This window comes from Photobacterium sp. GB-210 (assembly GCF_003026075.1).
Lineage (GTDB): Bacteria > Pseudomonadota > Gammaproteobacteria > Enterobacterales > Vibrionaceae > Photobacterium.
Genome location: NZ_PYNU01000009.1, coordinates 60,056 through 85,068, shown reverse-complemented (window position 1 = coordinate 85,068; position 25,013 = coordinate 60,056). Strand labels below are relative to the sequence as shown.

Annotated in this window: 28 protein-coding genes; 14 read left to right on the top strand and 14 right to left on the bottom strand. The window is 40.5% G+C overall.

The annotated features are described in order from the left end of the window. Nucleotides 1-27 precede the first annotated feature (27 nt). Genes C9J38_RS12535 through C9J38_RS12515 form a run of 5 tightly spaced genes read right to left on the bottom strand, consistent with a single transcriptional unit; the run spans nt 28 to nt 2,677 of the window. Nucleotides 28-591 (bottom strand): hypothetical protein, encoded by a 564-nt coding sequence (locus tag C9J38_RS12535; protein WP_107207391.1) that lies wholly within the window; start codon nt 589-591, stop codon nt 28-30. Nucleotides 592-594: 3 nt separating this feature from the next. Continuing rightward, on the bottom strand, nt 595-849 hold the full coding sequence (locus C9J38_RS12530) for an acyl carrier protein (RefSeq protein ID WP_107207390.1): 255 nt from the start codon (nt 847-849) through the stop codon (nt 595-597). A 15-nt stretch (nt 850-864) separates the two neighbouring features. Then, nucleotides 865-1,125 carry a phosphopantetheine-binding protein gene (locus C9J38_RS12525; protein ID WP_045148502.1) on the bottom strand — a complete coding sequence of 87 codons (261 nt, stop codon included), beginning with the start codon at nt 1,123-1,125 and terminating at the stop codon, nt 865-867. Between the two features lie 5 nt (nt 1,126-1,130). After that, a complete protein-coding gene (locus tag C9J38_RS12520; RefSeq protein WP_107207389.1) occupies nt 1,131-1,949 on the bottom strand; it encodes a 1-acyl-sn-glycerol-3-phosphate acyltransferase in 819 nt (272 codons plus the stop codon). Further along, complete coding sequence (locus C9J38_RS12515; protein WP_107207388.1) at nt 1,946-2,677, bottom strand: beta-ketoacyl synthase chain length factor; 732 nt, start codon at nt 2,675-2,677, stop codon at nt 1,946-1,948. The genes C9J38_RS12520 and C9J38_RS12515 overlap by 4 nt, the downstream gene beginning before the upstream one ends. Before the next feature lie 231 nt (nt 2,678-2,908). Between C9J38_RS12515 and C9J38_RS12510 the strand changes: the two genes are divergently transcribed. Together C9J38_RS12510 and C9J38_RS12505 are read left to right on the top strand one after the other, a co-directional pair. Then, nucleotides 2,909-3,307, top strand: coding sequence for a hypothetical protein (locus tag C9J38_RS12510; RefSeq protein ID WP_107207387.1), 399 nt, complete (start codon nt 2,909-2,911; stop codon nt 3,305-3,307). Between the two features lie 127 nt (nt 3,308-3,434). Continuing rightward, a complete protein-coding gene (locus C9J38_RS12505; protein WP_107207386.1) occupies nt 3,435-4,502 on the top strand; it encodes a methyltransferase in 1,068 nt (355 codons plus the stop codon). 10 nt (nt 4,503-4,512) lie between these two features. Here C9J38_RS12505 and C9J38_RS12500 read toward each other — a convergent pair whose 3' ends face one another. Then, nucleotides 4,513-5,391: an alpha/beta hydrolase gene (locus tag C9J38_RS12500; RefSeq protein WP_107207385.1), complete on the bottom strand. Its 879-nt coding sequence runs from the start codon at nt 5,389-5,391 to the stop codon at nt 4,513-4,515. Nucleotides 5,392-5,638: 247 nt separating this feature from the next. Here C9J38_RS12500 and C9J38_RS12495 point away from each other — a divergent pair, with 247 nt between their 5' ends. Together C9J38_RS12495 and C9J38_RS12490 are read left to right on the top strand one after the other, a co-directional pair. Then, nucleotides 5,639-6,880, top strand: coding sequence for an NAD(P)/FAD-dependent oxidoreductase (locus C9J38_RS12495; RefSeq protein WP_107207384.1), 1,242 nt, complete (start codon nt 5,639-5,641; stop codon nt 6,878-6,880). A 152-nt stretch (nt 6,881-7,032) separates the two neighbouring features. Then, the gene (locus C9J38_RS12490; RefSeq protein WP_107207383.1) at nt 7,033-7,248 is read left to right on the top strand and encodes a DUF465 domain-containing protein; all 216 of its coding nucleotides are present in this window, start codon (nt 7,033-7,035) and stop codon (nt 7,246-7,248) included. Nucleotides 7,249-7,613: 365 nt separating this feature from the next. Here C9J38_RS12490 and C9J38_RS12485 read toward each other — a convergent pair whose 3' ends face one another. Together C9J38_RS12485 and C9J38_RS12480 are read right to left on the bottom strand one after the other, a co-directional pair. Beyond that, entirely contained in the window at nt 7,614-8,015 is a 402-nt protein-coding gene (locus tag C9J38_RS12485; RefSeq protein WP_107207382.1) for a DUF6201 family protein, read from the bottom strand. Continuing rightward, the gene (locus tag C9J38_RS12480) at nt 8,015-8,572 is read right to left on the bottom strand and encodes a DUF6402 family protein (protein ID WP_146144066.1); all 558 of its coding nucleotides are present in this window, start codon (nt 8,570-8,572) and stop codon (nt 8,015-8,017) included. Before C9J38_RS12480 ends, C9J38_RS12485 begins: the two co-directional genes overlap by 1 nt. An 831-nt stretch (nt 8,573-9,403) precedes the next feature. Here C9J38_RS12480 and ltrA point away from each other — a divergent pair. Then, nucleotides 9,404-10,876 carry a group II intron reverse transcriptase/maturase gene (gene ltrA / locus C9J38_RS12475; RefSeq protein ID WP_107207380.1) on the top strand — a complete coding sequence of 491 codons (1,473 nt, stop codon included), beginning with the start codon at nt 9,404-9,406 and terminating at the stop codon, nt 10,874-10,876. A gap of 290 nt (nt 10,877-11,166) precedes the next feature. Here ltrA and C9J38_RS12465 read toward each other — a convergent pair whose 3' ends face one another. Then, a complete protein-coding gene (locus C9J38_RS12465; RefSeq protein ID WP_005366553.1) occupies nt 11,167-11,388 on the bottom strand; it encodes a VF530 family DNA-binding protein in 222 nt (73 codons plus the stop codon). A gap of 161 nt (nt 11,389-11,549) precedes the next feature. Further along, nucleotides 11,550-12,611 (bottom strand): helix-turn-helix domain-containing protein, encoded by a 1,062-nt coding sequence (locus C9J38_RS12460; RefSeq protein WP_107207379.1) that lies wholly within the window; start codon nt 12,609-12,611, stop codon nt 11,550-11,552. A gap of 1,394 nt (nt 12,612-14,005) precedes the next feature. Here C9J38_RS12460 and C9J38_RS12455 point away from each other — a divergent pair. From C9J38_RS12455 to C9J38_RS12415, 9 genes are read left to right on the top strand one after another with little or no spacing between them, the layout of a single operon-like run. Next, nucleotides 14,006-14,404 (top strand): ATP synthase subunit I, encoded by a 399-nt coding sequence (locus C9J38_RS12455; protein WP_107207378.1) that lies wholly within the window; start codon nt 14,006-14,008, stop codon nt 14,402-14,404. Between the two features lies 1 nt (nt 14,405). After that, nucleotides 14,406-15,173, top strand: coding sequence for a F0F1 ATP synthase subunit A (atpB, locus tag C9J38_RS12450; RefSeq protein WP_107207377.1), 768 nt, complete (start codon nt 14,406-14,408; stop codon nt 15,171-15,173). A gap of 53 nt (nt 15,174-15,226) precedes the next feature. After that, nucleotides 15,227-15,463, top strand: coding sequence for a F0F1 ATP synthase subunit C (gene atpE / locus C9J38_RS12445; protein WP_004730405.1), 237 nt, complete (start codon nt 15,227-15,229; stop codon nt 15,461-15,463). 52 nt (nt 15,464-15,515) lie between these two features. Then, nucleotides 15,516-15,986 (top strand): F0F1 ATP synthase subunit B, encoded by a 471-nt coding sequence (gene atpF / locus C9J38_RS12440; protein WP_107207376.1) that lies wholly within the window; start codon nt 15,516-15,518, stop codon nt 15,984-15,986. A gap of 14 nt (nt 15,987-16,000) precedes the next feature. Further along, entirely contained in the window at nt 16,001-16,549 is a 549-nt protein-coding gene (locus tag C9J38_RS12435; RefSeq protein WP_107207375.1) for a F0F1 ATP synthase subunit delta, read from the top strand. A 13-nt stretch (nt 16,550-16,562) separates the two neighbouring features. Further along, nucleotides 16,563-18,104 carry a F0F1 ATP synthase subunit alpha gene (gene atpA, locus C9J38_RS12430; protein WP_005366518.1) on the top strand — a complete coding sequence of 514 codons (1,542 nt, stop codon included), beginning with the start codon at nt 16,563-16,565 and terminating at the stop codon, nt 18,102-18,104. 58 nt (nt 18,105-18,162) lie between these two features. Continuing rightward, nucleotides 18,163-19,035: a F0F1 ATP synthase subunit gamma gene (gene atpG, locus C9J38_RS12425; protein WP_107207374.1), complete on the top strand. Its 873-nt coding sequence runs from the start codon at nt 18,163-18,165 to the stop codon at nt 19,033-19,035. Between the two features lie 21 nt (nt 19,036-19,056). Further along, on the top strand, nt 19,057-20,442 hold the full coding sequence (gene atpD / locus C9J38_RS12420) for a F0F1 ATP synthase subunit beta (protein WP_107207373.1): 1,386 nt from the start codon (nt 19,057-19,059) through the stop codon (nt 20,440-20,442). Between the two features lie 16 nt (nt 20,443-20,458). Beyond that, nucleotides 20,459-20,902, top strand: a complete 444-nt coding sequence (locus C9J38_RS12415; RefSeq protein ID WP_005366515.1) for a F0F1 ATP synthase subunit epsilon — start codon at nt 20,459-20,461, stop codon at nt 20,900-20,902. A 230-nt stretch (nt 20,903-21,132) separates the two neighbouring features. Here the strand turns inward: C9J38_RS12415 and C9J38_RS12410 are convergent, their stop codons facing one another. The 4 genes from C9J38_RS12410 to C9J38_RS12395 form a co-directional block, all read right to left on the bottom strand. Further along, nucleotides 21,133-21,684 carry a DUF2799 domain-containing protein gene (locus C9J38_RS12410; RefSeq protein WP_107207372.1) on the bottom strand — a complete coding sequence of 184 codons (552 nt, stop codon included), beginning with the start codon at nt 21,682-21,684 and terminating at the stop codon, nt 21,133-21,135. A gap of 318 nt (nt 21,685-22,002) precedes the next feature. Next, nucleotides 22,003-22,575, bottom strand: coding sequence for a DUF2913 family protein (locus tag C9J38_RS12405; protein WP_107207371.1), 573 nt, complete (start codon nt 22,573-22,575; stop codon nt 22,003-22,005). A 280-nt stretch (nt 22,576-22,855) separates the two neighbouring features. Then, nucleotides 22,856-23,200, bottom strand: a complete 345-nt coding sequence (locus C9J38_RS12400) for a hypothetical protein (protein ID WP_107207370.1) — start codon at nt 23,198-23,200, stop codon at nt 22,856-22,858. A gap of 92 nt (nt 23,201-23,292) precedes the next feature. After that, nucleotides 23,293-25,011 (bottom strand): VRR-NUC domain-containing protein, encoded by a 1,719-nt coding sequence (locus C9J38_RS12395; protein ID WP_233218504.1) that lies wholly within the window; start codon nt 25,009-25,011, stop codon nt 23,293-23,295. Nucleotides 25,012-25,013 lie beyond the last annotated feature (2 nt).

The following is a 25,013-nucleotide window of genomic DNA, read 5'->3' as shown; positions in this document are numbered from 1 at the left end:
GAGGTGCAATAATTAGAGATTAATTTCTCACTGTGATTTACGCTGAACAAATTGTCGTACAACCCATTCAATCGCAAACAGACTGCCCGCAAGAAGGTAGCTGATCAACCCGTTGTATAACGTCCATATTTGCAGTGGAAGAAAACAGGTCGCAAGTGCGATTGAGCCATTAACAATGAAAAATACGCACCATATTTTAGTGACATTGCGGGTGTAGCGAACGCCACTTGGTGGTAAATCTGGCTCTTGCAGTCGTGCTAGTCGTTCAATGAGACTCTGTTTTTGCCATAAACTGGCACTAAACAGCCCAAACATAAGGATATTGACGATCACTGGGTAATAAAGAAACCAGCCATGTTCACGAAAAATGCTGCCAAGTAAAGCAAGGGTTAATCCCGCGCCACCGCTGAGCCATGCAATATACTTAAGTTCACGAAGTTGAGTCTGTTTCGCCGCGATAATGCGGAGTAAAAACAACACTGCCAGCAACCCAGCAACCACCCCTAACCCCCAACGGCTTAAACCATAGTAAACCGCGAGGGGATAGGCGAGTAACGCTAATGCTGACACGCCTGTCAGCAAACGCATCATCAATTATTCCTTAACAAGCTCGATCACTGCATCGACCACATCATCAACGGTACGGACAGCTTTGAAGTCTTCAGGTTTGATCTTCTGACCGGTCATGTTTTGTAAGTGAACGACTAAATCAACGGCATCAATACTGTCTAAATCAAGTTCAGTGTATAGATTGGTTTGCGGTTGAATGTCATCTGCATCAAGCTCAAACAGCTCCACAAGAACATTTTTCACTTGGTCAAAAACTTGGTTACGATTCGCTTCTGTCATTTTTTTTACGCTATTTTATGAGTTTTTATTATTAGAAATATAGTTTGCTAAGTTAGCAACTGATGCAAAATGTTCACGAGTATTAGTGTCATCTGCATCAATAACAATATTGTATTTTTTCTTAATCGCTAAACCCAATTCCAACGCATCAATAGAATCTAAACCTAGACCATCATTAAATAGCGGGGCATCTGTTTCAATATCATCAATGGTGATGTCTTCAAGGTTTAATGCATCAATGATGAGTGTTTTTAATTCGTTATGTAGTTGTTCCATAGTACCTACTTGTGATTGTTATCATGATGCTGAACAGTGTGTTGAGCAGGAAAAAGAGCATCATCAAGATAACGGTTAAGCTTACGTGCTGCTGTTGTGGCGGAATCACTACTTTCAATAAATGATCCAACCGCTATTTTATCCTTTACTTCGACTAAGAAGAAAGGCTTGCTGTCGGGAACTTGATACCACTTTTTTTCTTTGGTTAAAAAGCTAGGTTCAACCGTGATATGAATAACACGGAGATCCGACGTCGTGCGAACTGCTATCTGTGCAGCCCCACGTTGTAATTTTGATTTTTTTCCCGGCGTAGTACGGGTACCTTCAGGAAAAACTAATAAGACATTACCGCTACCTAATCGTTCACTACAGTCATCGAGCAAACTTTCTGGATCTCTATTGGGAATATAGCCAGCGGCTTTAACAATGCCTTTCATAAATGGATTATGCCAGATAGCCGCTTTCACTAAACAGTCGCACTGAGGAAGTCGAGAAGCGATAAGCACATAATCAATTAAACTGGGGTGATTGGCGACAATAAGGCAATTTCTATCGTTCTCTAATAATTCTGTGTTTTCAAAGCGGTAATCAATCGTGCCGCAAAAACGCATGGTGCGACAGAAAAAATCAAACGATTGTTGAATAATTTTCTGTATTTTAAATTCGCGCTGTTGGGTATTTTTTGCCGTTCTCGTCATTAACGGGAAAATAATAAAAGTTAAGGTGAGTGCGCCAACACCAAATAAACTAAAGCAAAATCCGGTTGCAACAATACGCCAATATTTATTCAGCTGTTGTGGCAGAGTGAGTCTTGATGCTGTCACTTGTTTCGTACCCAATGCCAGTGGTTACGCTGATCTGACAGGCTAAACGCTTCGTTCCCTAAAGCGAGATGTTTAATGACATCTAATGTTTGTGGATATCCCATAGCGACTTCCTTGTTGCTTCTGTCTGTTTCATTCCATTGGAGCGTGTAGCCATTACCTGCAGATAAGATAGCACTGAATGCGTAACCTTGATGAGGTTGGGTTTCAAATTCTTGATATTGTTCAGGTAATGGTTCATCAAAATCGACTAATAAAACCTGATGGTCTGGATTTTCGCTTAGATAACACGCCGCTTCTATGAGTGCTGAGTGAAGCGTGTGCTCTGCTGCAGATAACGATGTCACAGGGATCGGTTGTTTAGTGATGATGGTATAAAGCCCTGCAGCTGTATTGTGAACCGATTGCGAGAAGGCGATGGGAGATGCATCGTCACCATCAATGATTGATTCAACTAAATTAACAGTGCGGTGTAATTCACCATGACGGCTTGAGAAAATAATATAATCAATCTGCTGTTGCTCTGAGAGATGCAAAGCCGTTTGTAACGCCAATTTGGTTAAATTACTCATACGGCGTCGCATCATCGGCGGTATTTTATCAAACACGATAGGCTCTGGTGCTTGAGGCCAGTTTTGGGTTATTGCCCATTGCTGCCACTCAGCGAGAGATGACAAGCCGAGTGAGCGAGCTTCCCACTGGTTGATTGTAAAGTGCACAGAGTTCATGGTTAACCGTTTGCAATAAATATCGTGTTCTAATGAATGTGGCTTATGATAATAAAGTCTACCTGTGATTGAAAAACATATTTGTGTTGTTTATGGCATCTACCATGAAAAATAGTATGTAATGTTTTTAAGGTGTCATGCATTCCAAAATGGAATATCTATCTTGTTTGATGCTATCAATCTAGATGATAATCTTTATTGACGATTAATTAAAACCATGACGAGCGTTAAATGAAAAAGACCCTAGTGAGTATAATGGCGAGTTTGCTGATTGTTGGCTGTACCAGCAAACCTGTGATGAATTTAAACGATGTCTATGTGCCGAGCACTGTCACTGGGCAACAACATTCTATTGATGATGTGCAAAAAGCGATATTAACGGCAGCAGAGCAACGAGGATGGAGCGCTCGCGTAATAAAACCTGGCTTGATTGTGGCAACCCTTTCTGTTCGAACTCATACCGCAACGGTCGACATTTCGTATTCAACATTAAGTTACAGTATTGATTATAAAAATAGTCAAAATTTGGATTATGACGGCACAGATATTCACCGCAATTACAATAACTGGGTGGTGAAATTATCTCGCTCTATCCAACAACAACTTGGTGTAACTATTCAGAACTATTAATAAAATTATCGTAATAAGTGCATAGCGAATGATATTAACTAATGACTGATAATTTGTTTTAAAACAATAAGAGTGAGTAAAGGGTCGATAGAATAAGCGCCAACTGTTTAACTTATGTAGGTGTCGTGTGACCGATTATTCTCTAGATCCTTTCAATGCTCTTGATGCAAAAACAGAAGCGCAAAAACTTGCTTTCGCTCCTATCGTATTTCAAACCGCTAAGTCTCTGCGTGATCTTGGTATCTTAGCCGTATTAGATGAAGTAAAAAAAGATGGGTTGGATGCTGTTGCCATTTCAAAGCGAACAGGGATCAGTGAATATGGTGTAAAAGTGTTATTAGATATGGGGCTAAGCGCACATATTGTCACTTGGCACGCGCCAAAATACCGTTTAGCTAATCTGGGGCATTATTTACTTCACGATGGTATGACTCGAGCAAATATCGATTTTACCGCAGATGTATGTTACGCCGCGATGATGCACCTTTCTCAATCCATTAAAGAAAGCAAACCCGCAGGTCTTGTTGAACTCGGCGATTGGGAAACCATTTATCAAGGGCTATCTCAACTGCCTATAGCCGCCAAAGAAAGTTGGTTTAATTTCGATCATTTCTATTCTGATCGTTCATTTCCGTTGCTACTTGAACGTGTCTTTGCGAAAAAGCCTAAACGTATATTTGATATTGGCGGTAATACGGGGAAGTGGGCACAACAGTGCTGTGCGTATGATCCTGATGTGAACGTTACTATTATCGATTTACCACAACAAATTGAGATGGCACTTACGCAAGCCAAAGAAAAAGGGCTGGCAGATCGTATTTCGGGGGTTGGGACTAACTTACTGGATAAATCTCAAGCATTACCACAAGGAGCGGATGTATGGTGGATGAGCCAGTTTTTAGATTGTTTTTCACCGATGGAAATACTGAGTATTTTACGTCGCGTACGTGAAGCGATGTCGCCTGATGCGGTGGTGTATATTTTAGAGCTTTTCTGGGATGCACAGCGTTACGAAGCGGCGACCTATAGCTTGAATGCGACCTCGTTATATTTCACTTGTTTAGCCAACGGTAATAGCCGTTTCTATCGCAGTGATGATTTTTTAGACATCGTCAAAGAAGCGGGCTTTATTGTGACAGAGCGTGAAGATAATATTGGTTTAGGACATACCTTATTAACGTTATCAGCGGCATAAACAAACCGTATTATTCATTGTAAGCGATCATTTGCGTGGCTTGCGCTCGGTTATTTTGTCTCACGTATTGCTCGGTGCTAACTAACCACTGGGCAATGTTTTGCTGATAACGAGGGTGATCGCCTGTCATGGCTCTCGCGTGGCGACAATTATCGAAAGCCATAAATTGCTTATTGCCCTTGAGTTGTTGATAGAGGTTTTCACCAAATTCAAACGGCACAACGCGATCTTCTTCACAATGTACGACTAAGGCATGACTTTCCGGCACACGATGCAGACTTTGCTCAGCGGCATAATCATCTCGCATAATAATCAGTGCAAACCAATCATAGAGTTTACCAAAAGGGCTTTGGCTTAAAACAAACTGCGCTTCTTTGACATAACTGGTAAAGGGGGAATCGAGAATAATGCCGTCAATTTCAATCGGATTATCAGCCCAAGCCCGTAAAAAGATATTACTGCCAGTGGAAGTCGCGACAACAAATAACGGCTGGTGGTTATATTGATTGATGTAATTGAGGATAGAAATCGCATCAAGGTACGCATCTTTATCTGTGGCCGTCCCTGTTGAGTGGCCAAAGCCTGAATAGTCGAAAGTGATCACGTTAAAACCATAATCTGTCAGCCATGCGACTTTTTCTTGGGTTTGCTCCATTTGCCCGCTGTTACCATGAAAGTGAACCACAGTGCCGCGATGTTCTGATGACGGCATAGAAGAAATATGCGTGGGATGGTAATAGCGATAAGCAATTTTATTGCCAGAGAGCGAATCAAGCCAAAGGACCTCTTTACTTGGCATATCATTATTTGATGGCGAGAAAAATGCTTGGTTGGCACAACCAGATATTACAGGAAGTAATAACAGAGTCAGAAGCAAAAAAGAGTTCATGGGCATCTTCCTGATTTGTCATGACGTATTAACAGTGTGTACGTCTGAAAACGAAAATGTGATCTCTCCTGTGAGAAAATAAAACAATGTCCCTAATTGCTGTTTTTTAAGATAAAGCGATCCCCGTTGTATGGTGTGAATAAATAACTTTGTTAAACTCTGCGCTGATAATGTTTCTAAACAGATTGTTGCTTCTTATCTCACACTCGTCAGGTAAGACATTTACAGTGTTAATAAAAGGAAAAAGATGTTGAACAGTAGACAACGTACCCAAGTTGCGATTATTGGCGCAGGCCCATCAGGCTCTGTTGCAGCAGCGTTACTCAATCAAAATAATATTGATGTTGTTGTCTTAGAGAAAAACACTTTTCCTCGTTTTTCTATCGGCGAAAGCTTGTTACCTGCCTGTATGGAAGTGATTAAAAAAGCCAATATGCTCGATGCCGTAACAGGCGCTAATTTTCAATATAAAAATGGCGCGGCATTTCGCCGTCGAGATACCTACACGGCGTTTGATTTTCGCGATAAATTCACAGCTGGCGCCGGTACGACTTACCAAGTACAGCGTGGTAATTTTGATAAAGTGTTAGCCGATGAAGCAGCCAAGCAAGGGGTTGATATTCGCTATCAACACAGCGTAGAAGCCATTGAATGTGGTGACACTCACTCAGTGATTACGGTACGAGATGAGTTATCAGGGCAAAGCTATGCGCTCGAAGCAGACTTTATTCTAGATGCCAGTGGTTTTGGCCGTGTATTACCGCGTTTACTCGATTTAGAGCAGCCGTCTTGTTTACCTGTACGTCATGCGATTTTTACCCATGTAGTGGATCATATTGAAGACAGCGGTGTTGAGCACGATCGTGAAAAGATTTTAATTTCCGTTCACCCAACGAATGAAGATGTGTGGTTTTGGCTTATTCCATTTAGCAACGGGACTTGCTCATTAGGTGTGGTGGCAGAGCCTGAATTTTTAGCCCAATACGATGCTGATGAAAAAACAGCATTGCAGCAAATTGTGGCGCAAGAGCCAACATTAAATAAGCTGCTTAGCAAAGCTGAATACGCCAATCCTGCAGCGCAAATTGGCGGTTATTCTGCCAATGTAAAACACCTTGCGACGAACAACTATGCGTTATTAGGCAATGCCGGGGAGTTTTTAGACCCTGTATTTTCATCAGGCGTGACCATTGCAATGCAATCGGCAGATTTGGTTGTTAGCGCCTTATTGAAGCAATTAGCAGGCGATGACGTTAATTGGCAGCAAGAATATGCCGATAAATTAATGGTAGGGGTAAATACCTTCCGTACCTATGTCGAAGGTTGGTACTCTGGTGAATTACAAAAAGTGATTTTCTATACCGATCCCGATCCTAAAATAAAACAAATGGTGTGCTCGATACTGGCAGGTTACGCATGGGATCAGAAAAACCCGTTTGTTGCTCAATCTGAACGCCGCTTAAGAACTCTCGCTGAAATTTGTAGTTAAGTCGCCTTGCGCCTTTTTCAAGCCATATTCAATGGCTTGAAATAGTAATATTGGTTTTCATAAATAGCGCAGCAAAAACATGATTTTTGTCTTAATTTAATTAGATAGAAGGCGTATAACTAAGACATAAGCTATTTATAAGGAGAGTTCCGATGTTTCCAGAATACAAAGAGTTAATCGATTCTTTAAAAGGCAAAGAAGTTGCTTTTGATCGTCTATACAATAAACACAGCGAGCTTAACGCTGAAATTGAAAAGATGACAGCGAAAGACGGTTACGACGAAGATGTTATTGATAAGCTTAAAAAAGAAAAACTATTGCTTAAAGATGAAATCTTGGCTTATTTAAAAAGTGTAGAAGCTAAATAATCATTTATTAATCAACAATAAGTGAAAAGAAACAGAAAAGATAAGTGAGAGCTTTTCTTTTCTGTTTTTTATTTGTCTGAATATAGCAACCAATAACGAATGGCTATAGTGAACAGAGTGCGTGACTCATTAGATAATCTGTATTTATCACACTGCGATCATAGCTTCGCCTAACACACTTTTGGACAAAACCTTCTTAGGCTTTCTATTCTATTTAGGCTGATAAGCATTAGAGAAAGTATTGGTAACTTCTTCACAAAGTATCTTTAGGGAACAAAAAGACTGCCACTGTGGACGGTCATTTAACAATAAAGCTATTTATGCGTACTAATAAAGTTAAATCATCAAAAGATATAGCAGTGATATCAATAAGAAATGAATCCTATGATCTTACTCCACCATTTTTTTTTATTAATCGGTATATCATAATCACAATTCTCTGGTAAAACACCAAGATACGGCCTGTCCTTTGACGGGAATAATATATTATATTGTTCCATCCTCATAATACAAAAAGGTGTACTTTGTCCTATATAATTACCATTTTTGTCAAATAATGTTATATATCTTTTACCTTCCAATCCTTGAATTAAAGATAATGGTGTTGTCATTGTTACCGGTGATAAAACTATTTTCCATTTTTTATCTGGACTAATTATTGTATGAGAATGACTATCATCAATGAAGGAAACTGGTGACAACACAGCCCACCAAAATAAAAAAAACGGAACTATTAATATTAAAGTTAATTTTAAATAATTTGCCATTATAATTTTACCGATTTATCCTTATTTAAAGGTTCCATCCATATAATGTCAGAGAAAACAATATAATCACCACCCGAATTATGTTTTTTCTGCCATGACCTAAAATCATCATTTTCAACAGGAACATAATCTGAAAACTCTCTTGCCAATAATCCAAATAGCCCTTGTGTATAAGAACTAATATAGATTGATGCTTTAGCTTTATCTAAAGTTCCCGATTTACTCCATATACCTAGTGGTTCTGATAAACCAAATTTAGTCCATTTACTATCCGATAAAAAATCGTAAGTATCCTTTAAATAAAAACCTATTTTCTCAACGATAAAATACGGTTCATTATCAAATGTTGTTGTGAATCCTGAGACAGCTAGTTTTAAAGTGGCATTACCAATCGCACCATACCAATCATCTATGGTGTCAAGTAAACTGCCAATAGTTCTTATATTAACCTGAGAGGTTGCATCAATTTCTAAGACATCTTCACTTCTTCTTAGAAAAACATTATTTTTACCATCCCAACCGTGCATTCTTAATCTTGCTTTTAATTGATCTTTCACGCATATCATGATTGAAGCCCAAGGTGATTGTACAGCAAAGCATGCATCGCCATAAGAAAAAGCATAGGAAAAACAAAAAATAGACATTGTGGTTTTGTTAATGATGTTACTAGTTTCAAAGTATTCAATCAGGGGCGGAGTTTGCGCATGAAAACCTAAAAGTGACGTTTTACTGACAGATAAAGTTGGCCTAATAAAACTAATCCAAAATCACATTAATACGATATGAATGAGTATTAGGTCTAACTCATAAAGGGGCGTGCGACGTGATGTCGTATGAAGCGCTGTTCACCGCTCAACGAGTGAACCATCTGTATCACCAGATGAACCTAGGAGCCTGAATAAAGTAGCGGCTCTGACAATGTAACGAAGGTTGGTATTTTCCAATCGGGATTGAAGTCGTGAGAGGACGATCCTCCTGATAACCACAACATCGGGTGAGTGCTAGGTAGTCAGCATGATGAACATAAGTGAATCCGCGTAAGGTGCGTTATATTATGAAACAGCGGAAGTGGTTAATACGCTGTAGCCAAAAGGCACGAGAGTCGGAAAGAGATTGCCCCATGCTCTTTCGTGATCGTTGAACTCTCCGCACCATAGCGGGCATCTAAACTGACATTGCGCGACATACGGAACACGGTAAGCCTGTATCACTCCCACTGGGAAAGTCTCTGCGACCGATAGTGATGCAGGTAGAGGATGTTGGAAAAAGCGAAGGCTGCATTGTAACGATGCAGATACAGGTCTCTATCTGGCACGAAAGTGAGCTGACTTCTAACTGGTCTTCCGTTGCAAGATAATTTGAAGAACTTTATTCAAGGAGAAACGCAAATGATGATTTCAAAAGAGATTAGTGCCTCTCCTGACAGTGCTCAATGGCAATCCATCAATTGGAAGGCCGTTGAATCCCATGTTTTAAAGCTTCAGATGCGTATTGCAAAGGCAACACGAGAAGGTAAACACGGCAAAGCGAAAGCGGTGCAGTGGATACTGACTCACTCACGCTCAGCAAAACTTCTTGCTGTTAAGCGGGTATCACAAAATAAAGGCAGTAAAACGCCTGGAATTGACGGCGTTATCTGGAATACAGATACGCGCCGGATGAAAGCAGTCAATCAATTGAGCAGAAAAGATTATAAAGCCAAACCGCTCAAGCGTATCTACATCCCCAAGAAAAACGGCAAGCTTAGACCACTGGGTATCCCCTGTATGGTCGATAGAGCGCAGCAAGCGCTTCATCTTCTTGCACTAGAGCCAGTGTCAGAAACACTTGCCGACCCTAATAGTTACGGATTTAGACCAAACCGTAGTACTGCCGATGCAATCGCTCAGTGCTTCAAATGTCTGGCGCTAAAGAAATCTGCACAATGGGTTCTTGAGGGAGATATCAAAGCTTGTTTCGACAAGATCGGACATCAATGTTTAATGGATAACATTGCCGTCGATAAACGCATGTTGGAACAATGGCTAAAGTCTGGTTTTATGGATAAAGGGCTGTTCTATCGTACTGATGAGGGAACACCTCAAGGAGGGATTATATCCCCAACCTTGATGCTAATGACTCTTGCGGGGCTGGAGCAGCACATAAAGCCTACCGCACTTAAAAAGGGTGCTAGAGCCAACTTTATTGGATACGCCGACGACTTCGTCGTCACCTGTGCTTCAAAGGAAGTGCTGGAGAACGATATCAAACCGTTGATTGCTGATTTCTTAGCAGAAAGAGGCCTAACACTCTCCGAAGAGAAAACGCACATGACTCATATCAGTCGTGGTTTTGATTTTCTAGGTTTTAACCATAGGAAATACAAAGGGAAATTACTCATTAAACCGAGCAAATCCAATACACTACTGTTCTTGACCAACTTGCGCGAACTCATCAAAAAGCACGCAACTATCCCCGTTAACGATTTAATTAAGTTAATAAATCCGAAACTAAGGGGCTGGTCGAATTACTATCGACACTGCGTGGCTAAACAGGTATTCGGATATGTAGGTCACAAGCTATTCCATACGTTATGGCACTGGGCAAAAAGGCGTCATCCAACAAAATCCAGAACTTGGATCGCCCTTAAGTACTTCATCAACCGTCAAGGCCAATGGCAATTTCACGGTTGGCAGAAGATCATGAATATGGACTGTCAGTTCAATCTGTTTCAAATAGCCAAGGTGCCAATAGAGAGACATGTGAAAATCAGGAGCGCTGCTACGCCTTTTGATCCTCAATACCAAGAATACTTGGCAAAGAGAAAATCAAAGAAGCAATGCCGTAACTCTTGGCATGAGCCTGCTCTCGCTGCTTTATAAGTTGCTGGGTGCCAATCGGTGCCTTCGTGAAGGCTTGAGCCTAGTGCGGTGAAAGTTGCACGCTGGGTTCTTAGAGGGACGACACTTGGTAACAGGTGTCGTCTACTCGACAGAAGTGCGCTAGAACAACTAACCACATTTAATGACATCGATATCATTATTCGGATTGGTTAAACAATATAGTAAGACTGTTGATTGTGATGGTTATTTAAAGAAAGGGAGAGGTGAGCAGCGAAGAAGAAATGGCATACCTTACTTATGTATTAGTTAAAGTGCGTATGCCAATCGGGTTACTTACAAAAAGTCTCAATATATAAGGCTTCTACTTTGTCTCTTGCCCATTGAGTTTTGCGTAAAAACTTTAAAGACGACTTAATAGAAGGATCGCTGTAAAAACAGTTAATTTTAATTCTTGCATCTAGCCCTTCCCATCCGTAGTGCTCTTGTAAACGCACAAGGATCTTTTCTAACGTCAAACCGTGTAATGGGTTGTTGATTTGTTCTTGGCTCATGATTGAGTGTTCCTACCATCGCGAAATCTGTCGACGGAGTTTAGCAGAATGCGCTGGTCTGGTTTAAGGTTTTCACTAAAATTAAGCCTATCTCGTTAGCTTATCTCTCACAATTAGCTGCCTATTTAGCAGCTAATCGAACAATAGTGGGGTAACGAGTCTTAAATGAGTTCCCAATGTGAAACCACACGCGGTGCTATTGTTTGGTTTTTACTGGTTAACTGAGACGGACACAGTCCCGTCCAGCGTTTAAACGCGCGTGAAAAAGTACTGAGATCAGAAAAACCTAATTGCTGTGCAATATCAGCTAAGCCTAACTCTGAATTATCTAACAGTGATAACGCCATTTCTAATTTATAGTTCTCTAACACCCCTCGATAACTTGTTGATAAACATGCTAAACGTCTATTTAAGGTACGAAAGCTTATATCCATTAAACTTGCGATATGGTTGCCAGATGCCGCCTCTAAATCAGGTAGGCTTCTAAGCGCACGATAAACTTGATGAATCACATTGTTCTGCTGATAGTTTACGAGCTGATGTTTTAACTGCCATAAGCTGTTTTGATTGATCACCGGGTCAGAATCGGTTAACGGTAAGGATAACGACTTTTTACTAAAGCTAAGGCGGATCAACGGAAAGCTATAGTGGCACTTTATATTCAGTGCAGATGACGCAATCAGGTTATCAAATAACTGTTGTTCTATACGTAAATTGGTCAGCGAGGGTAAATACGCATCACCTTTAAGTGTTTGTGTGCCCCATGTTTGCTTGATGACATTCAATAATAGCGCAAAGTGTAAAGCCAATAACGATAGGCTTTCTGTTGAATGTTTTGCGATCGGTTCATTACTTAATAACCACAGGTTGATGTTGTCACCTTTATTTTCATCTAAATGAAAACGAATAGAGCTATTGAGTAATGCGCTGTAGTTGCACAGCGTATGTAATTGCGTGTAGCGATCAGGGCTCGTCCATAGCGCTAAACTATAGAAGTTAAAGGTTAAGGGATTTACTGACTGGGCTATTTTTGTAATTTGGGTGGATAAAGCATGATACTCAGGCGTGATTGTTGAGAGGTATTGTTTTAGCCATAGACCTTCAAAATGTGTCATGTCAAAGGTGTGATTCTCTTCAATATTGAAGTTTGCAAAAGGAATGACACTTTTCCAACCTGAAGAGATTGTATTTTTTAATGATGAGAGTTGAGATTTGACTTCCATTGTTACTTATATACCTCATAAAAGTTACATCTCAGAAACATACCAGCGTATTAAAAGACAAGATTAAATAGAGGGTACAAATTAATGTCACTAAATGCAGTTATCAGTTAGTTGATAATGTGTCTTTAAAGTAACAGCTATGTGTCTTTGTCTTTATTTTTTTATCAGTAAATATGTATCATCGTTGTTTGGTTTATTTACATTAGCAATATTTGTAGCACATTAATATTGTTTATTTTGTGCTAATTCTACGTATGGAAAAATTGTTAATCTATAATTATAGATCAAACAGTCGATAAATTTTGTCGGATAGCTCTATTTTTATTACGTTTCATTTTTATTATATATAACCTAATTGGTAAATATAATGGCTGAATTTAGCAATTCTTAACGTCTCTATTTTATATATAGCATTGGATGCATATATTGACTTTTATATTTTAATTTCAATGTATTATTTATGTTCTTTTCTTAGGGCATATTATCGCTCGTAGTGATCGATATTTTAAATATAATGTTGTCTATTTTTTATGACTTCATATTGTCATTTACAACGTTGAAAATAGCTTTCAATGAGCGTTTGTTTATATTTATTGAACTTAGAGGTGAACGTTTTTGGGTGCCGTTAAAGGCTTTTATTACCTTTGTTAATCAGCATCTTATTATTTCATTCTGTGATATCGGAATTTTATTAATAACGCTGTACCGATACCTTCTTTTAAAAAATAATTTGGCTATATATACAGTCAACTATTTTTATTCCCTTTTCTTCTTTTTTCGCCACAGAGAGCGTCCTGCCAGTGCTGATTGTTATGTTTTTTCTTCCTTGAACTCGCAGTGAAAGAGCAAGAAGACAAGCTTAAATCGCATGATTTTGCCGTTTTAAAATTGAAATTTATTGCAAAAAAAGACAATAAATAGCAAATAACCGTCAACTTTTATGGTTGATAATAATTATTAATACGCCGTGAGTTTTGTATTTCGCTCATTTTGATTATCGATGTTAATACATAATTATTCGCTTTGCTTACAATATAATCCATTCGGGCTGCAATCATTTACTTACTCAAAAATGAAAAACATTGATTTCATTTTTTTTAATAGCGTTAGTGATAACGATCACGTAAATTTTAATCATCAAGAGGTGGCGTCAAAGTTATTGATTTTAAATGTGTTGCAAGTTGCATTGATATAAATAACACTTTTCTGCTTCGGTATTTAATATTTATTTAACATTTTAGTTGATGAGATATTTGCTCTTGGTGAGGGAGTTTTCTCTTGCGATATTATTCATTCCTTATGTTTGTGTAAATTTAATCACAAGTTGAAATAACCCGTAACAAGTTGAAATGGAGGGGGTTAGCAGGTTATTGCATAAATAAAGAGGATTAGAAATGAATACGAAATCTGGTTCTAGCGATATTTTATCTGCAGCAAAAGTAATAGTGATTGGGCAAATAATATTAGGTTTACTTTTTATTTTTTTTGCTTCTATTACGACTAATTGGTTTGGCGTTAAATCTTCAATTATTGGGGTGGCTATTGCAGTTATTCCTTCATTGTTAGGATTAAGTGCCGCTGCTTTTAAAATAAAAACAAATAAAGACATTAGTATTCGATATTTAGCCAAACTTAATAGTTTTATTAAGTGGGTATATACCGCGGTAATGATTTTAGCTGTTGTTCGTTTTATTCCAGTAAATCATGTAGCTATGTTATTAGCTTATAGCGTGACATTTTTAGGATGCTTTTTAACCCCGATACTTAACAAACCTCAATTTAGGATGACGTAAGGTGGAAGCAGTAACTACCGCTCACGAATATATTGAGCACCACTTAACATTCCTTACTGTAGGCCACGGTTTTTGGAGCCTAAATATAGACTCCATGTTTATGGTATGGGTGTTAGGTTTACTCTTCATCGGTGTCTTTAAATATGTTGTTAGCCACGGAACCTCTGGGGTTCCAGGTCGATTGCAATGTTTTATTGAGATCACTTATGAATTTGTAAACAACCTTGTTAAGGAAATTTTTCAGACGAGAAGCAAGATAGTCGGCCCTTTAGCGTTAACTATCTTCGTGTGGGTTTTCTTAATGAATATGATCGACTTAATTCCGGTCGACTTCGTTCCTGCATTAGCACGAGCACTGGGCTTTGAACATTTCCGTGATTTGCCTTCTGCTGATGTGAACGTACCGATGTCGATGGCGTTAGGTGTGTTTATTTTAATCATTGGTTACACCTTAAAAACTAAGGGACTTGTTGGCTTTATTAAAGAGTTAACAACACAACCATTTGAACACCCATTGTTGTATCCGGTGAACTTCGTTTTGGAGTTGGTGACATTAATTTCAAAACCAATTTCTCTTGGACTTCGACTCTTCGGAAATATGTATGCAGGTGAAATGATTTTTATCCTGATTGCATTAATGCCGTGGTGGATGCAGTGGGCGTTAAGCGTGCCGTGGGCATTGTTCCACATTTTAATTGTGTTCCTTCAAGCCTTCATCTTTATGGTATTAACTGTTGTGTACCTAGCGATGGCAACTGAAGAACATTAATAAATTAAGTTCGATTTAAGTTTTATCTATTAAATAAATTTTTGGAGTCATTCATGGATATTGTAAGTGCAGTTCTTTACGTTGCTGGTGCGCTTCTCATTGGTTTAGGCGCGGCAGGTGCGGCTTCTGGTATCGGTAATCTTGCGGGTAAATACCTTGAAGGTGTTGCACGTCAGCCAGATTTAACCCCTATGTTACGTACTCAGTTTTTTATCATGATGGGTCTTGTGGATGCGGTACCTATGATTGGTGTAGGTATCGGTCTTTACATCATCTTTGCTGTGGCTTAATAGCCAGAACTACCGTTATAAATCATAACGTTATTTAAATAGTGAGGATGGTATGAATTTAAATGCAACCATGCTTGGTCAGGCAATCTCATTCGTGATTTTTGTTTGGCTATGTATGAAATATGTTTGGCCACCGCTATCTGCGTTAATTGACCAACGTCAGCGCGAAATCGCTGAAGGACTGATTCATACCGAAAACGCGTCAAAAGAACTTGAATTAGCAAAAGCTAATGGTGAAAAGCTTCTGGATGATGCGAAGAAAAGTGCAAATGAATTAGTCGAGCAAGGTAATAAGCGTCGCGCTCAAATTATCGAAGAAGCCCAAGCGGAAGGTGAGAAAGAAAAAGCTCGCATTATTGCTCAGGGCAATGCTGAAGTGGAAAGTGATCGTAATCGCCTTCGCCAAGAACTCCGTGCAGAAATGTCTGACATGGTGATTGAAACGGCGCAGAAACTGATTAATCGTAACTTAGACACAGATGCTAACCGCGATCTTGTTAATAAACTCATCAAGGATATGTAAGCGGAGAGCACATTATGTCAGATCCACTAACTATTGCTCAGCCCTATGCCAAAGCAGCGTTTGATTTCGCTCTTGCCAATGATGCATTGGAACAATGGGAGCAAATGTTAATTATCGCAGCAACGGTTGCTAGCCAACCCGTTATTGCTCAGCAAATTGAAGATAGCGAGCAGTTTGGCGAGCATGACTCATCAGCGTTTACTGACATGTTCTTGGGCGTTTGTGAGGGGCTGCTGGATGAACATGGCCAGAACCTGATCAGAGTAATGGCTGAAAATGGACGTCTAAATGTGATTGCGCAAGTTGCTGAATTGTTCCATGAGCTGAAAGAAGATCATGAGCGCATGGTAACAGCGACAGTAACAACAACCGAGCCGTTAACAGATGAGCAGAAAGCGAACCTGATACAGGCGCTGCAAAAGAAATTAAATCGCAGTGTTGAGCTTGATTGTCACATTGATGAGTCGCTAGTTGGCGGAATGCTAATCAAAGCCGGTGAAATGGTGATTGATGGCTCGCTAAAAAGCTCTATCAACCGACTTGCTACAAGCCTTCAGGCGTAATAGGTAATTAGATATGCAACTGAATTCCAACGAAATTAGCGATTTAATTAGACAACGAATCGCCACCTTTAACGTGACCAGTCAGGCACGTAATGAAGGTACTATCGTCTCTGTAAGCGACGGTATTATTGTTATCAATGGTCTTGCTGATGTTATGCAAGGTGAGATGATTGAACTTCCAGACAACCGTTATGCATTGGCACTTAACTTAGAGCGTCACTCTGTAGGTGCGGTAGTGATGGGTCCTTACGCTGATCTTGCTGAAGGCATGAAAGTAACAGGTACCGGTCGTATCCTCCAAGTGCCAGTAGGTAAAGGTTTATTGGGTCGTGTTGTTAACACCCTTGGTCAGCCTATTGATGGTAAAGGCGCGATTGACAACGATGGCTTTGCGCCTGTTGAAATTATCGCACCCGGTGTCATCGATCGTAAATCGGTTGATCAGCCAATCCAGACTGGTTACAAAGCGGTTGACTCTATGGTGCCAATCGGTCGAGGTCAGCGTGAGTTGATCATCGGTGACCGCCAGACAGGTAAAACGGCGATGGCGATTGATGCCATCATTAACCAGAAAGATTCTGGTATTTACTCTGTGTATGTGGCTATTGGTCAAAAAGCATCAACAATTGCTAACGTTGTGCGTAAGTTAGAAGAAAACGGCGCGCTTAAAAATACCATTGTTGTTGTAGCATCTGCGTCTGAAGCGGCCGCCCTTCAATACCTAGCCCCGTATGCGGGTTGTACGATGGGTGAATACTTCCGTGACCGTGGTGAAGATGCTCTGATTGTTTATGATGACCTGTCTAAGCAGGCTGTTGCTTACCGTCAAATCTCACTATTGCTTAAGCGTCCACCGGGCCGTGAAGCCTTCCCTGGTGATGTCTTCTACCTTCACTCACGTCTACTAGAGCGTGCATCACGTGTAAATGCTAACTATGTTGAGCGTTTTACTAACGGTGAAGTGAAAGGCAAAACAGGTTCATTAACCGCGTTACCTATCATCGAAACCCAAGCGGGTGACGTATCCGCATTCGTACCAACCAACGTAATTTCGATTACTGATGGTCAGATCTTCTTGCAGACTAACTTGTTCAACGCAGGTTTACGTCCAGCGGTTGACCCGGGTATTTCGGTCTCTCGTGTTGGTGGTGCCGCGCAGACTAAGATCATCAAGAAACTGTCTGGTGGTATTCGTACCGCACTCGCACAGTACCGTGAATTAGCAGCCTTTGCCCAGTTCTCATCAGATCTTGATGATGCAACACGTAAACAGCTAGACCATGGTGAAAAAGTCACTGAGCTAATGAAGCAAAAGCAGTACGCACCTATGTCTGTCGCTGAGCAAGCACTGGCTATTTTCTCTGCCGAGAAAGGTTATTTGAATAACGTTGAGTTATCTCAAATCGGTGCATTTGAAGAAGCATTAATGGCATTTGCTAAGAGTCAGTCAGCTGAATTACTAGCAAAAATTAATGAGTCTGGTGATTACAACGATGACATCGAAGCAAGCTTGCACCAGCTTCTAAAAACATTCGTTGATACCCAGTCGTACTAAGCGACGAGAACATTTCCGTCCAAGTACGATGCAGTATGAATGTAGATAGGAGCTAACCATGTCAAATGCAAAAGAGATCCGCACTAAGATCGCCAGCGTGCAAAATACGCAAAAGATCACGAGTGCTATGCAGATGGTTGCCGCAAGTAAGATGCGCAAAGTTCAACAGAACATGGAAGCGACCCGACCTTACGCAGAGAACATGCGTAAAGTGATCGGACACGTGACTTCGGGTTCGTTGGAGTACAAGCATCCCTATCTTGAAGAGCGTGAAGTAAAACGTGTCGCTTACATCATTATTTCCTCAGACCGAGGATTATGTGGTGGCTTGAACATTAATTTGTTTAAGAAAGCACTGGCAGATATGCGTCAGTGGAAAGATCAAGGGGTGGAGGTTGATACCACCTTGATCGGTTCAAAAGCGATTTCGTTTTTCCATCGTTTCGGCAACGTGATTGCACAAACATCCGGTATTGGTGATGAACCAAAACTTGAAGATATTTTAGGCCCAGTTAACGCCATGTTGGAGTATTTCGACGAAGGCAAGATTGACCGCTTGTTCCTGGTTTACAACGAGTTTGTAAATACCATGGTGCAAAAGCCGAAGGTGGCACAATTGCTACCTAATCCTCAGCTTGAAGAAGAAGAGTTAGCCGATGCTAATGAATCAAGCCGCTGGGACTATATCTACGAGCCAGATCCAAAACCCATTCTCAACGAACTGATGCTTCGCTATATCGAATCACAGGTCTACCAAGGCACTGTTGAGAGTATCGCTTGTGAACAAGCAGCGCGAATGGTTGCGATGAAAGCAGCAACCGATAATGCGGGCGAGCTGATTAATGATTTACAGCTGGTTTATAACAAAGCCCGTCAAGCTGCTATTACCCAAGAGCTAAGTGAAATTGTCGCTGGGGCACAAGCCGTTTAAATAGAATTTTGAGGACATCAAATGAGTACTGGTAAGATTGTCAAAGTCATCGGCGCTGTCGTTGACGTGGAATTTGACCAAGATAGCGTACCACGTGTATATGATGCGCTTACCCTTAGTGATAGTGAGCATGCTGAATTAGTATTAGAAGTACAGCAGCAAATTGGTAGCGGTGTTGTTCGCTGTATCGCAATGGGTTCATCAGACGGTCTTCGTCGTGGCCTAGAAGTGGTAAATACCAAAGCACCGATCACTGTCCCTGTGGGTGAAGAAACCCTTGGTCGTATCATGAACGTGTTAGGCTCACCGATTGATGAATGTGGTGAAATTGGCGAAAAAACCAAATATGCCATTCACCGTGAAGCACCGTCTTATGAAGAACAATCTAACAGCTCTGAACTGTTAGAAACGGGTGTGAAAGTTATCGACCTTATCTGCCCATTTGCTAAGGGTGGTAAAATTGGTCTGTTCGGTGGTGCGGGTGTAGGTAAGACCGTTAACATGATGGAGCTTATCAACAACATCGCGAAAGCACACTCGGGCTTATCAGTATTTACTGGTGTCGGTGAGCGTACTCGTGAAGGTAACGACTTCTACTACGAAATGAAAGAAGCTGGGGTACTTGATAAAGTAGCCATGGTTTACGGTCAGATGAACGAGCCACCGGGTAACCGTCTTCGTGTTGCACTTACTGGTCTAACTATCGCTGAAAGTTTCCGTGATGAAGGCCGTGATGTACTTCTGTTTATCGATAACATTTATCGTTACACATTGGCTGGTACTGAAGTATCAGCACTGCTTGGCCGTATGCCATCAGCGGTAGGTTATCAGCCAACACTAGCGGAAGAAATGGGTGTACTACAAGAGCGTATTACCTCAACGAAGACAGGTTCTATCACCTCTATTCAGGCGGTATATGTACCAGCCGATGACTTGACTGACCCATCGCCAGCAACGACGTTCGCTCACCTTGATGCGACGGTTGTACTGTCTCGTAACATTGCCGCGCTTGGTTTATACCCTGCGATTGACCCACTAGATTCAACTTCTCGTCAGCTTGATCCACTGGTTGTTGGTCAAGATCACTACGATGTTGCGCGTGGTGTACAAACCGTACTGCAGCGTTACAAAGAGCTTAAAGATATTATTGCTATCCTAGGTATGGATGAATTATCTGAAGAAGATAAGCAGACAGTATCTCGTGCTCGTAAGATTGAACGTTTCTTGACTCAGCCTTACCACGTAGCGGAAGTGTTTACCGGTCAACCAGGTGTATTTGTATCACTTAAAGAAACTATCGCAGGCTTTAAAGGCTTACTCAGCGGTGAGTATGATGACGTACCAGAGCAAGCATTCTTGTACTGTGGCGCAATCGAAGAAGTGCTTGAAAAAGCGAAAAATCTTTAAGGCGTAAGGAGGCATCATGGCTATTGGCGTAACCGAAAACACGTTCCAACTCAACATTGTGAGTGCAGAAGGTCCATTGTTTTCTGGCCCAGCTCATGCGCTGGCAATTTCTGGCTCTGATGGGGAATTGGGTATACGCCCTGGTCACTCTCCTTTATTGAGCCGACTAAAACCTGGTGTGGCGAGTTTTGTCACTGATCTAAAGGATCCTGAAGAAATCCTTTATATCTCAGGCGGGATTGTTGAAGTCCAACCCTCTGTAGTAACTGTACTTGCCGATACGGCAATGCATGGGAAGGACATTGATAAGGCTCGCGCTGATGAAGCTCGACGCGCCGCAGAAGAAAATATCAACAAGCATGCTGATGATATTAACTTCGCTATGGCGGAAATGGATCTGGCGAAAGCAATGGCACAATTACGTGCAGTTGAATTAACCCAGAAACAAATGCGCCGCTAACCTTGATGGAATAAATACAGTGACCGTTTGTTGGACTAAATCACCATAGAAAGATAAGCGGATATTGTTTTATACCATCAAGGAGGCACTCCTTTTGCATAACCATCATGGTGTGAAAGGAAAAGTAATAGATAGAATGGATGTTATTTATTGCTGATGGTATCTCCAGTAAACCCATCACAATTAAAGCCCTTACTTTGTACCGAGAGTAAGGGCTTTTTCATACCGTTTTAATAGTATGTATTCATTTGTGCTCGTACTTTTTCAAGTTCTTGTTTTAACTTGTTAAGTTGATGCTGCTTTCGTTTCAGATCGTTGGGTCTATTATTTATTTCATCAATCTGATCAAGCTTTTCACGGCGCTCACGTGGGGTGAGTTGGTCATAAATTAAACTGTTTTTTAACTCGTTTAATTTCTCTTTTTGGTTATCAATTTCATGTTGCTCATAGCTCAATTCTCGTTCTGCACGAGAAACATTTTCTTGCGCTGTGTAGAGTTGCTGGCCATGGTTATAGCCTTTTACAAACGCTTTGGCGGTATTTTGCGGGCAGACACCTTGGTAAGACTTGCCATGAGATCCGACAAAAAAGCCATGGCTTTCAGTACAGTAGCTGATTAGGCCTTTTTGATAACCGGCTTGATACTGAGAAAAGTCAGCGCGAACATTGTATTCCGAACAGGCAGAGCTACGTTCGTTAAATTGGGTTGAAGAGGCACCTTGAGAGCCATCCATGTAACCCAGTGCTTGCCAGTTAGCTGTTTGGCACTCTTGTTGATTCATGACAGAACATGCGCTCAATGTTGAACACAGCATGAGTGTTATTGTTAAATTCTTTATCGTCATAGCTAACTTGTTACAAAAATATAAAGATGGATACTCTAAAGGTATCGTTAATAAAGATAAAGGTGTATCTCGTCTAAAATAGTTAAAAACGTGGTGATCTGGATGGTTAAAGTAAACTTTATTTGTAAATAAGTGAGCGGAAATGATATTGGAAAAAAAAGGGGGGAGGACAGCAAAGATAGCCTTTACGATTGTCTTTCGAAAAGGCTTAACAGCGATGAATTATAAGCTGACGGCTAGGCGACAATAGGCTGTTTAAAGACGAAATAGCTCAATACGTAAATGGTTTTCATCTTCATAAGCAATGACAGATTGGAAGCCTGTGCTCTTATCGACAATTGAAGAAAATTGATCTTTCAACTTTTCGTCGCCAATAAAGAGTATTTGCGTTGCTTTGGTCATTAAACCATCTTCATCAAAGCTTGATGTTAGATCTTCATCGACAACACAGACCAAGACTTTGCCATAACGCGCATTAAGATCAATGGCATGTGCCAATGAATACTGCGCTTTCGTGTCCAGCTCTGTTTCGATCTCTTGAATCAGGGCAATAAACTGGTAGAGATCGGTTGAGCTCATTTGCTGCAAACGTTCGCGTTCTTGATTTAATGTTGCTTCGAAATCGGTATTTAGCCTTCTACCCATTTGTAGCCAGCTTTTCGTCGTCTTCTTTACTCGTCGATACTGGTGAGATTTGACGATTGGCTTTAGGTATTGAACCAATATATTATTTTTTTCTGCAAGGCTTAGTCGTTTATCTAGTTTTTTGAATTCTAGGTGTAGTAAAGCGTGAGTACTAACGTCTAATAATAGTTCTGATTGGTTCATTCGAGTACCGAGTTGAAACAGGTATTAACAATAATATCATACTATTACTGAGGTAATAGTAGCGTCATATAGTAGACTTTTTTTCAATGACGATATACTAGCATGTTTGTTATAAGCGTGTCATAAACAAACAGTTACTGATAAAAAGTTTATATTTATAAGCGTCACGTAGGGCTTACAGAGGATAAATGACATGAGTAAATAGCGTAAGGTTAAGGTTTTAAGTGTCGCAATAATGCCTATTATCGGTATTGAGCAATAGGCACTTACAATACGATGATTAATGCGCGAACATCGTTTTTTCCATGGGATTGAATGCGGTTAAATCACCCGTCGGATTTAGCAAATGCGGTAGAATTTTGGGTAGATTTAGCTCGATATCTTTATCTGTAACAGGATTAATTATTTTGTTATACCAGCCAAGTAAGCCTAATACGGCATAACCGATAGCGTCATCATTATCACGGTGTTCAAGAATGATTTGAAGAAAGCGCAGTATAGCCTTATCTGGTGTTTTTGCCTGTTCTAATGTTTCGTTATACACCGCAGTTGCTTCTGCGACTAGGCCTTCGTACTCAGTATCAATTGCGACCTTAAATGAGCCGCCATCCACAGTTATTTTCATTATAAACATACCTGTTAGTGCTAATCGCAGCATGGTATCGAATTTACGGCAGGCTTTTATTACGCTAACGCAAAAAACGTCTATTTATTCGCTTAGTCTTCGTTAGGATCTGAAAATGTAATATAAGCCACTTGTGCGGGAATTCTATGTTGATCAAAAAAAGCGAGCCAACGTAATTGGTGGTCTTGTAGTTTATCACCGGGTCCTTTGACTTCTACCCACTGATAACCCGTGTCATTAAACATGATCAGATCAGGCATTCCTGAGCGGTGGTGGCGTAAGTCTTTAAGTAATCGACGAAACATTACCGCTAATTGAGCTGGTGGTATATGGCTTAAAGCCAATGTAAGTGCTTGCTGACTAAATAGCTCCCAATGTACCCAGTAGTTAGAGATCCCTTGTTTTGTCTCAAAGTGTGTTTGCAAGCCATCATAGTGACCTTGTTCAATCGCTTGTAAGCGTTCATCAATTATGTCTTTTCGCTTGAGGTAAAACTCTGAATTGAACATATCCAGTGGCGCTAATTGGTAAGGATTAATAAAGCTGCCTTTGATGGGGGCAAAGATAATATCCCACATTGCTAACCCAAAAAGGCTGTTGAGAAATTGGTTCTCAAGATAGAACACCGTCCAACCTTGAGACTCAAAATAGCCAGCAGTGCAGTGTTCAACCCTTTGGTGTTCAGGATTCGCAAGTTGCAGTTGTATCGCTTTTGGAGCAAACGTTTTTGGAGCTGTAAAAATGTGATTGACTGACTTTGCGAGCTTTTTCTCTAACCTCAGACTTACGCCGTATTCATCTTCATTTTTCGCATCATACTGAATATTTTTCACGACATCGTAGGCTGCTTGGTATTGCTGCTGCGCCATGAGTATTCGTGCTTGTCGCTCACGGCTTGGCGTACGTTCAGTTTGACGAAAGAGAGCAAGTGCTATGTCATATTGATGATTTCGCTCTAAATCTCGCGCCATATGATTGATCAGTTTTTGGCGTTTATTTTCGAGAGGCAACCATGAAGTAGCCTTTGGCAATAGTGGTACAAGGGAAGAAATAGTATCGTAGTCTTTCGTTTCATGGGCACGCCAATATAAGTCGGATAATTGGGTTAGTGTCAGCCATTGGTCGACTTGTTTTGTGGTGTGGAACAGTTGCGTGCTGGCATCAATCCGGTAATTTTCAAATTTATGGAGCCCTAAATCACTTAATACAAATTGGCTAAGATCTTGATGGCTATTACCAAAAAACAGCAATAGAAACTTTGCGAGCAGGGTTTGTTGTTGCACCATGACAAGTGGCTCGCGAATGAAACCAAGCAAGTATTCACTATCATCATGGCTCTCTAATTTAAATAGTATTTCAGCTTTCTTATCTGTTTTTTCAATAAGGGTTGGGAATAAACGCTGTAGTTCAGGTTTGGTATAGAGTGAGAAAATATCACTGATGCTGATAACTTGCTGCTGGTGAAGAGTGGTGATTTCTTGACTAATAAAATGAGCATGAATCAGCGCATCTTTGGCTAAGTCGATATTTGTAATTTCGTCATAATTAAGTTTGTTAAAACGAAATAAGATCCCTTTACGTGATAATAAGCGGATCAGCAACATTTGCGCATCGGTTGAAAGCTGGTGGAAAGATTGCAGCCAGTGCTTTTCATCAGTACTTAATAATGAAGCATGATACTGCTCTACGGTTTTAAGTAACGCCTTAAAGTTGTGAAGGTAGTAGTCTTGTTCGAGTTCGATGGTTGCCATATAACTGCACTGTGTGATTGGACGGCTATGTTTATCTGAAAATCGAGTCAGTATAAACATAG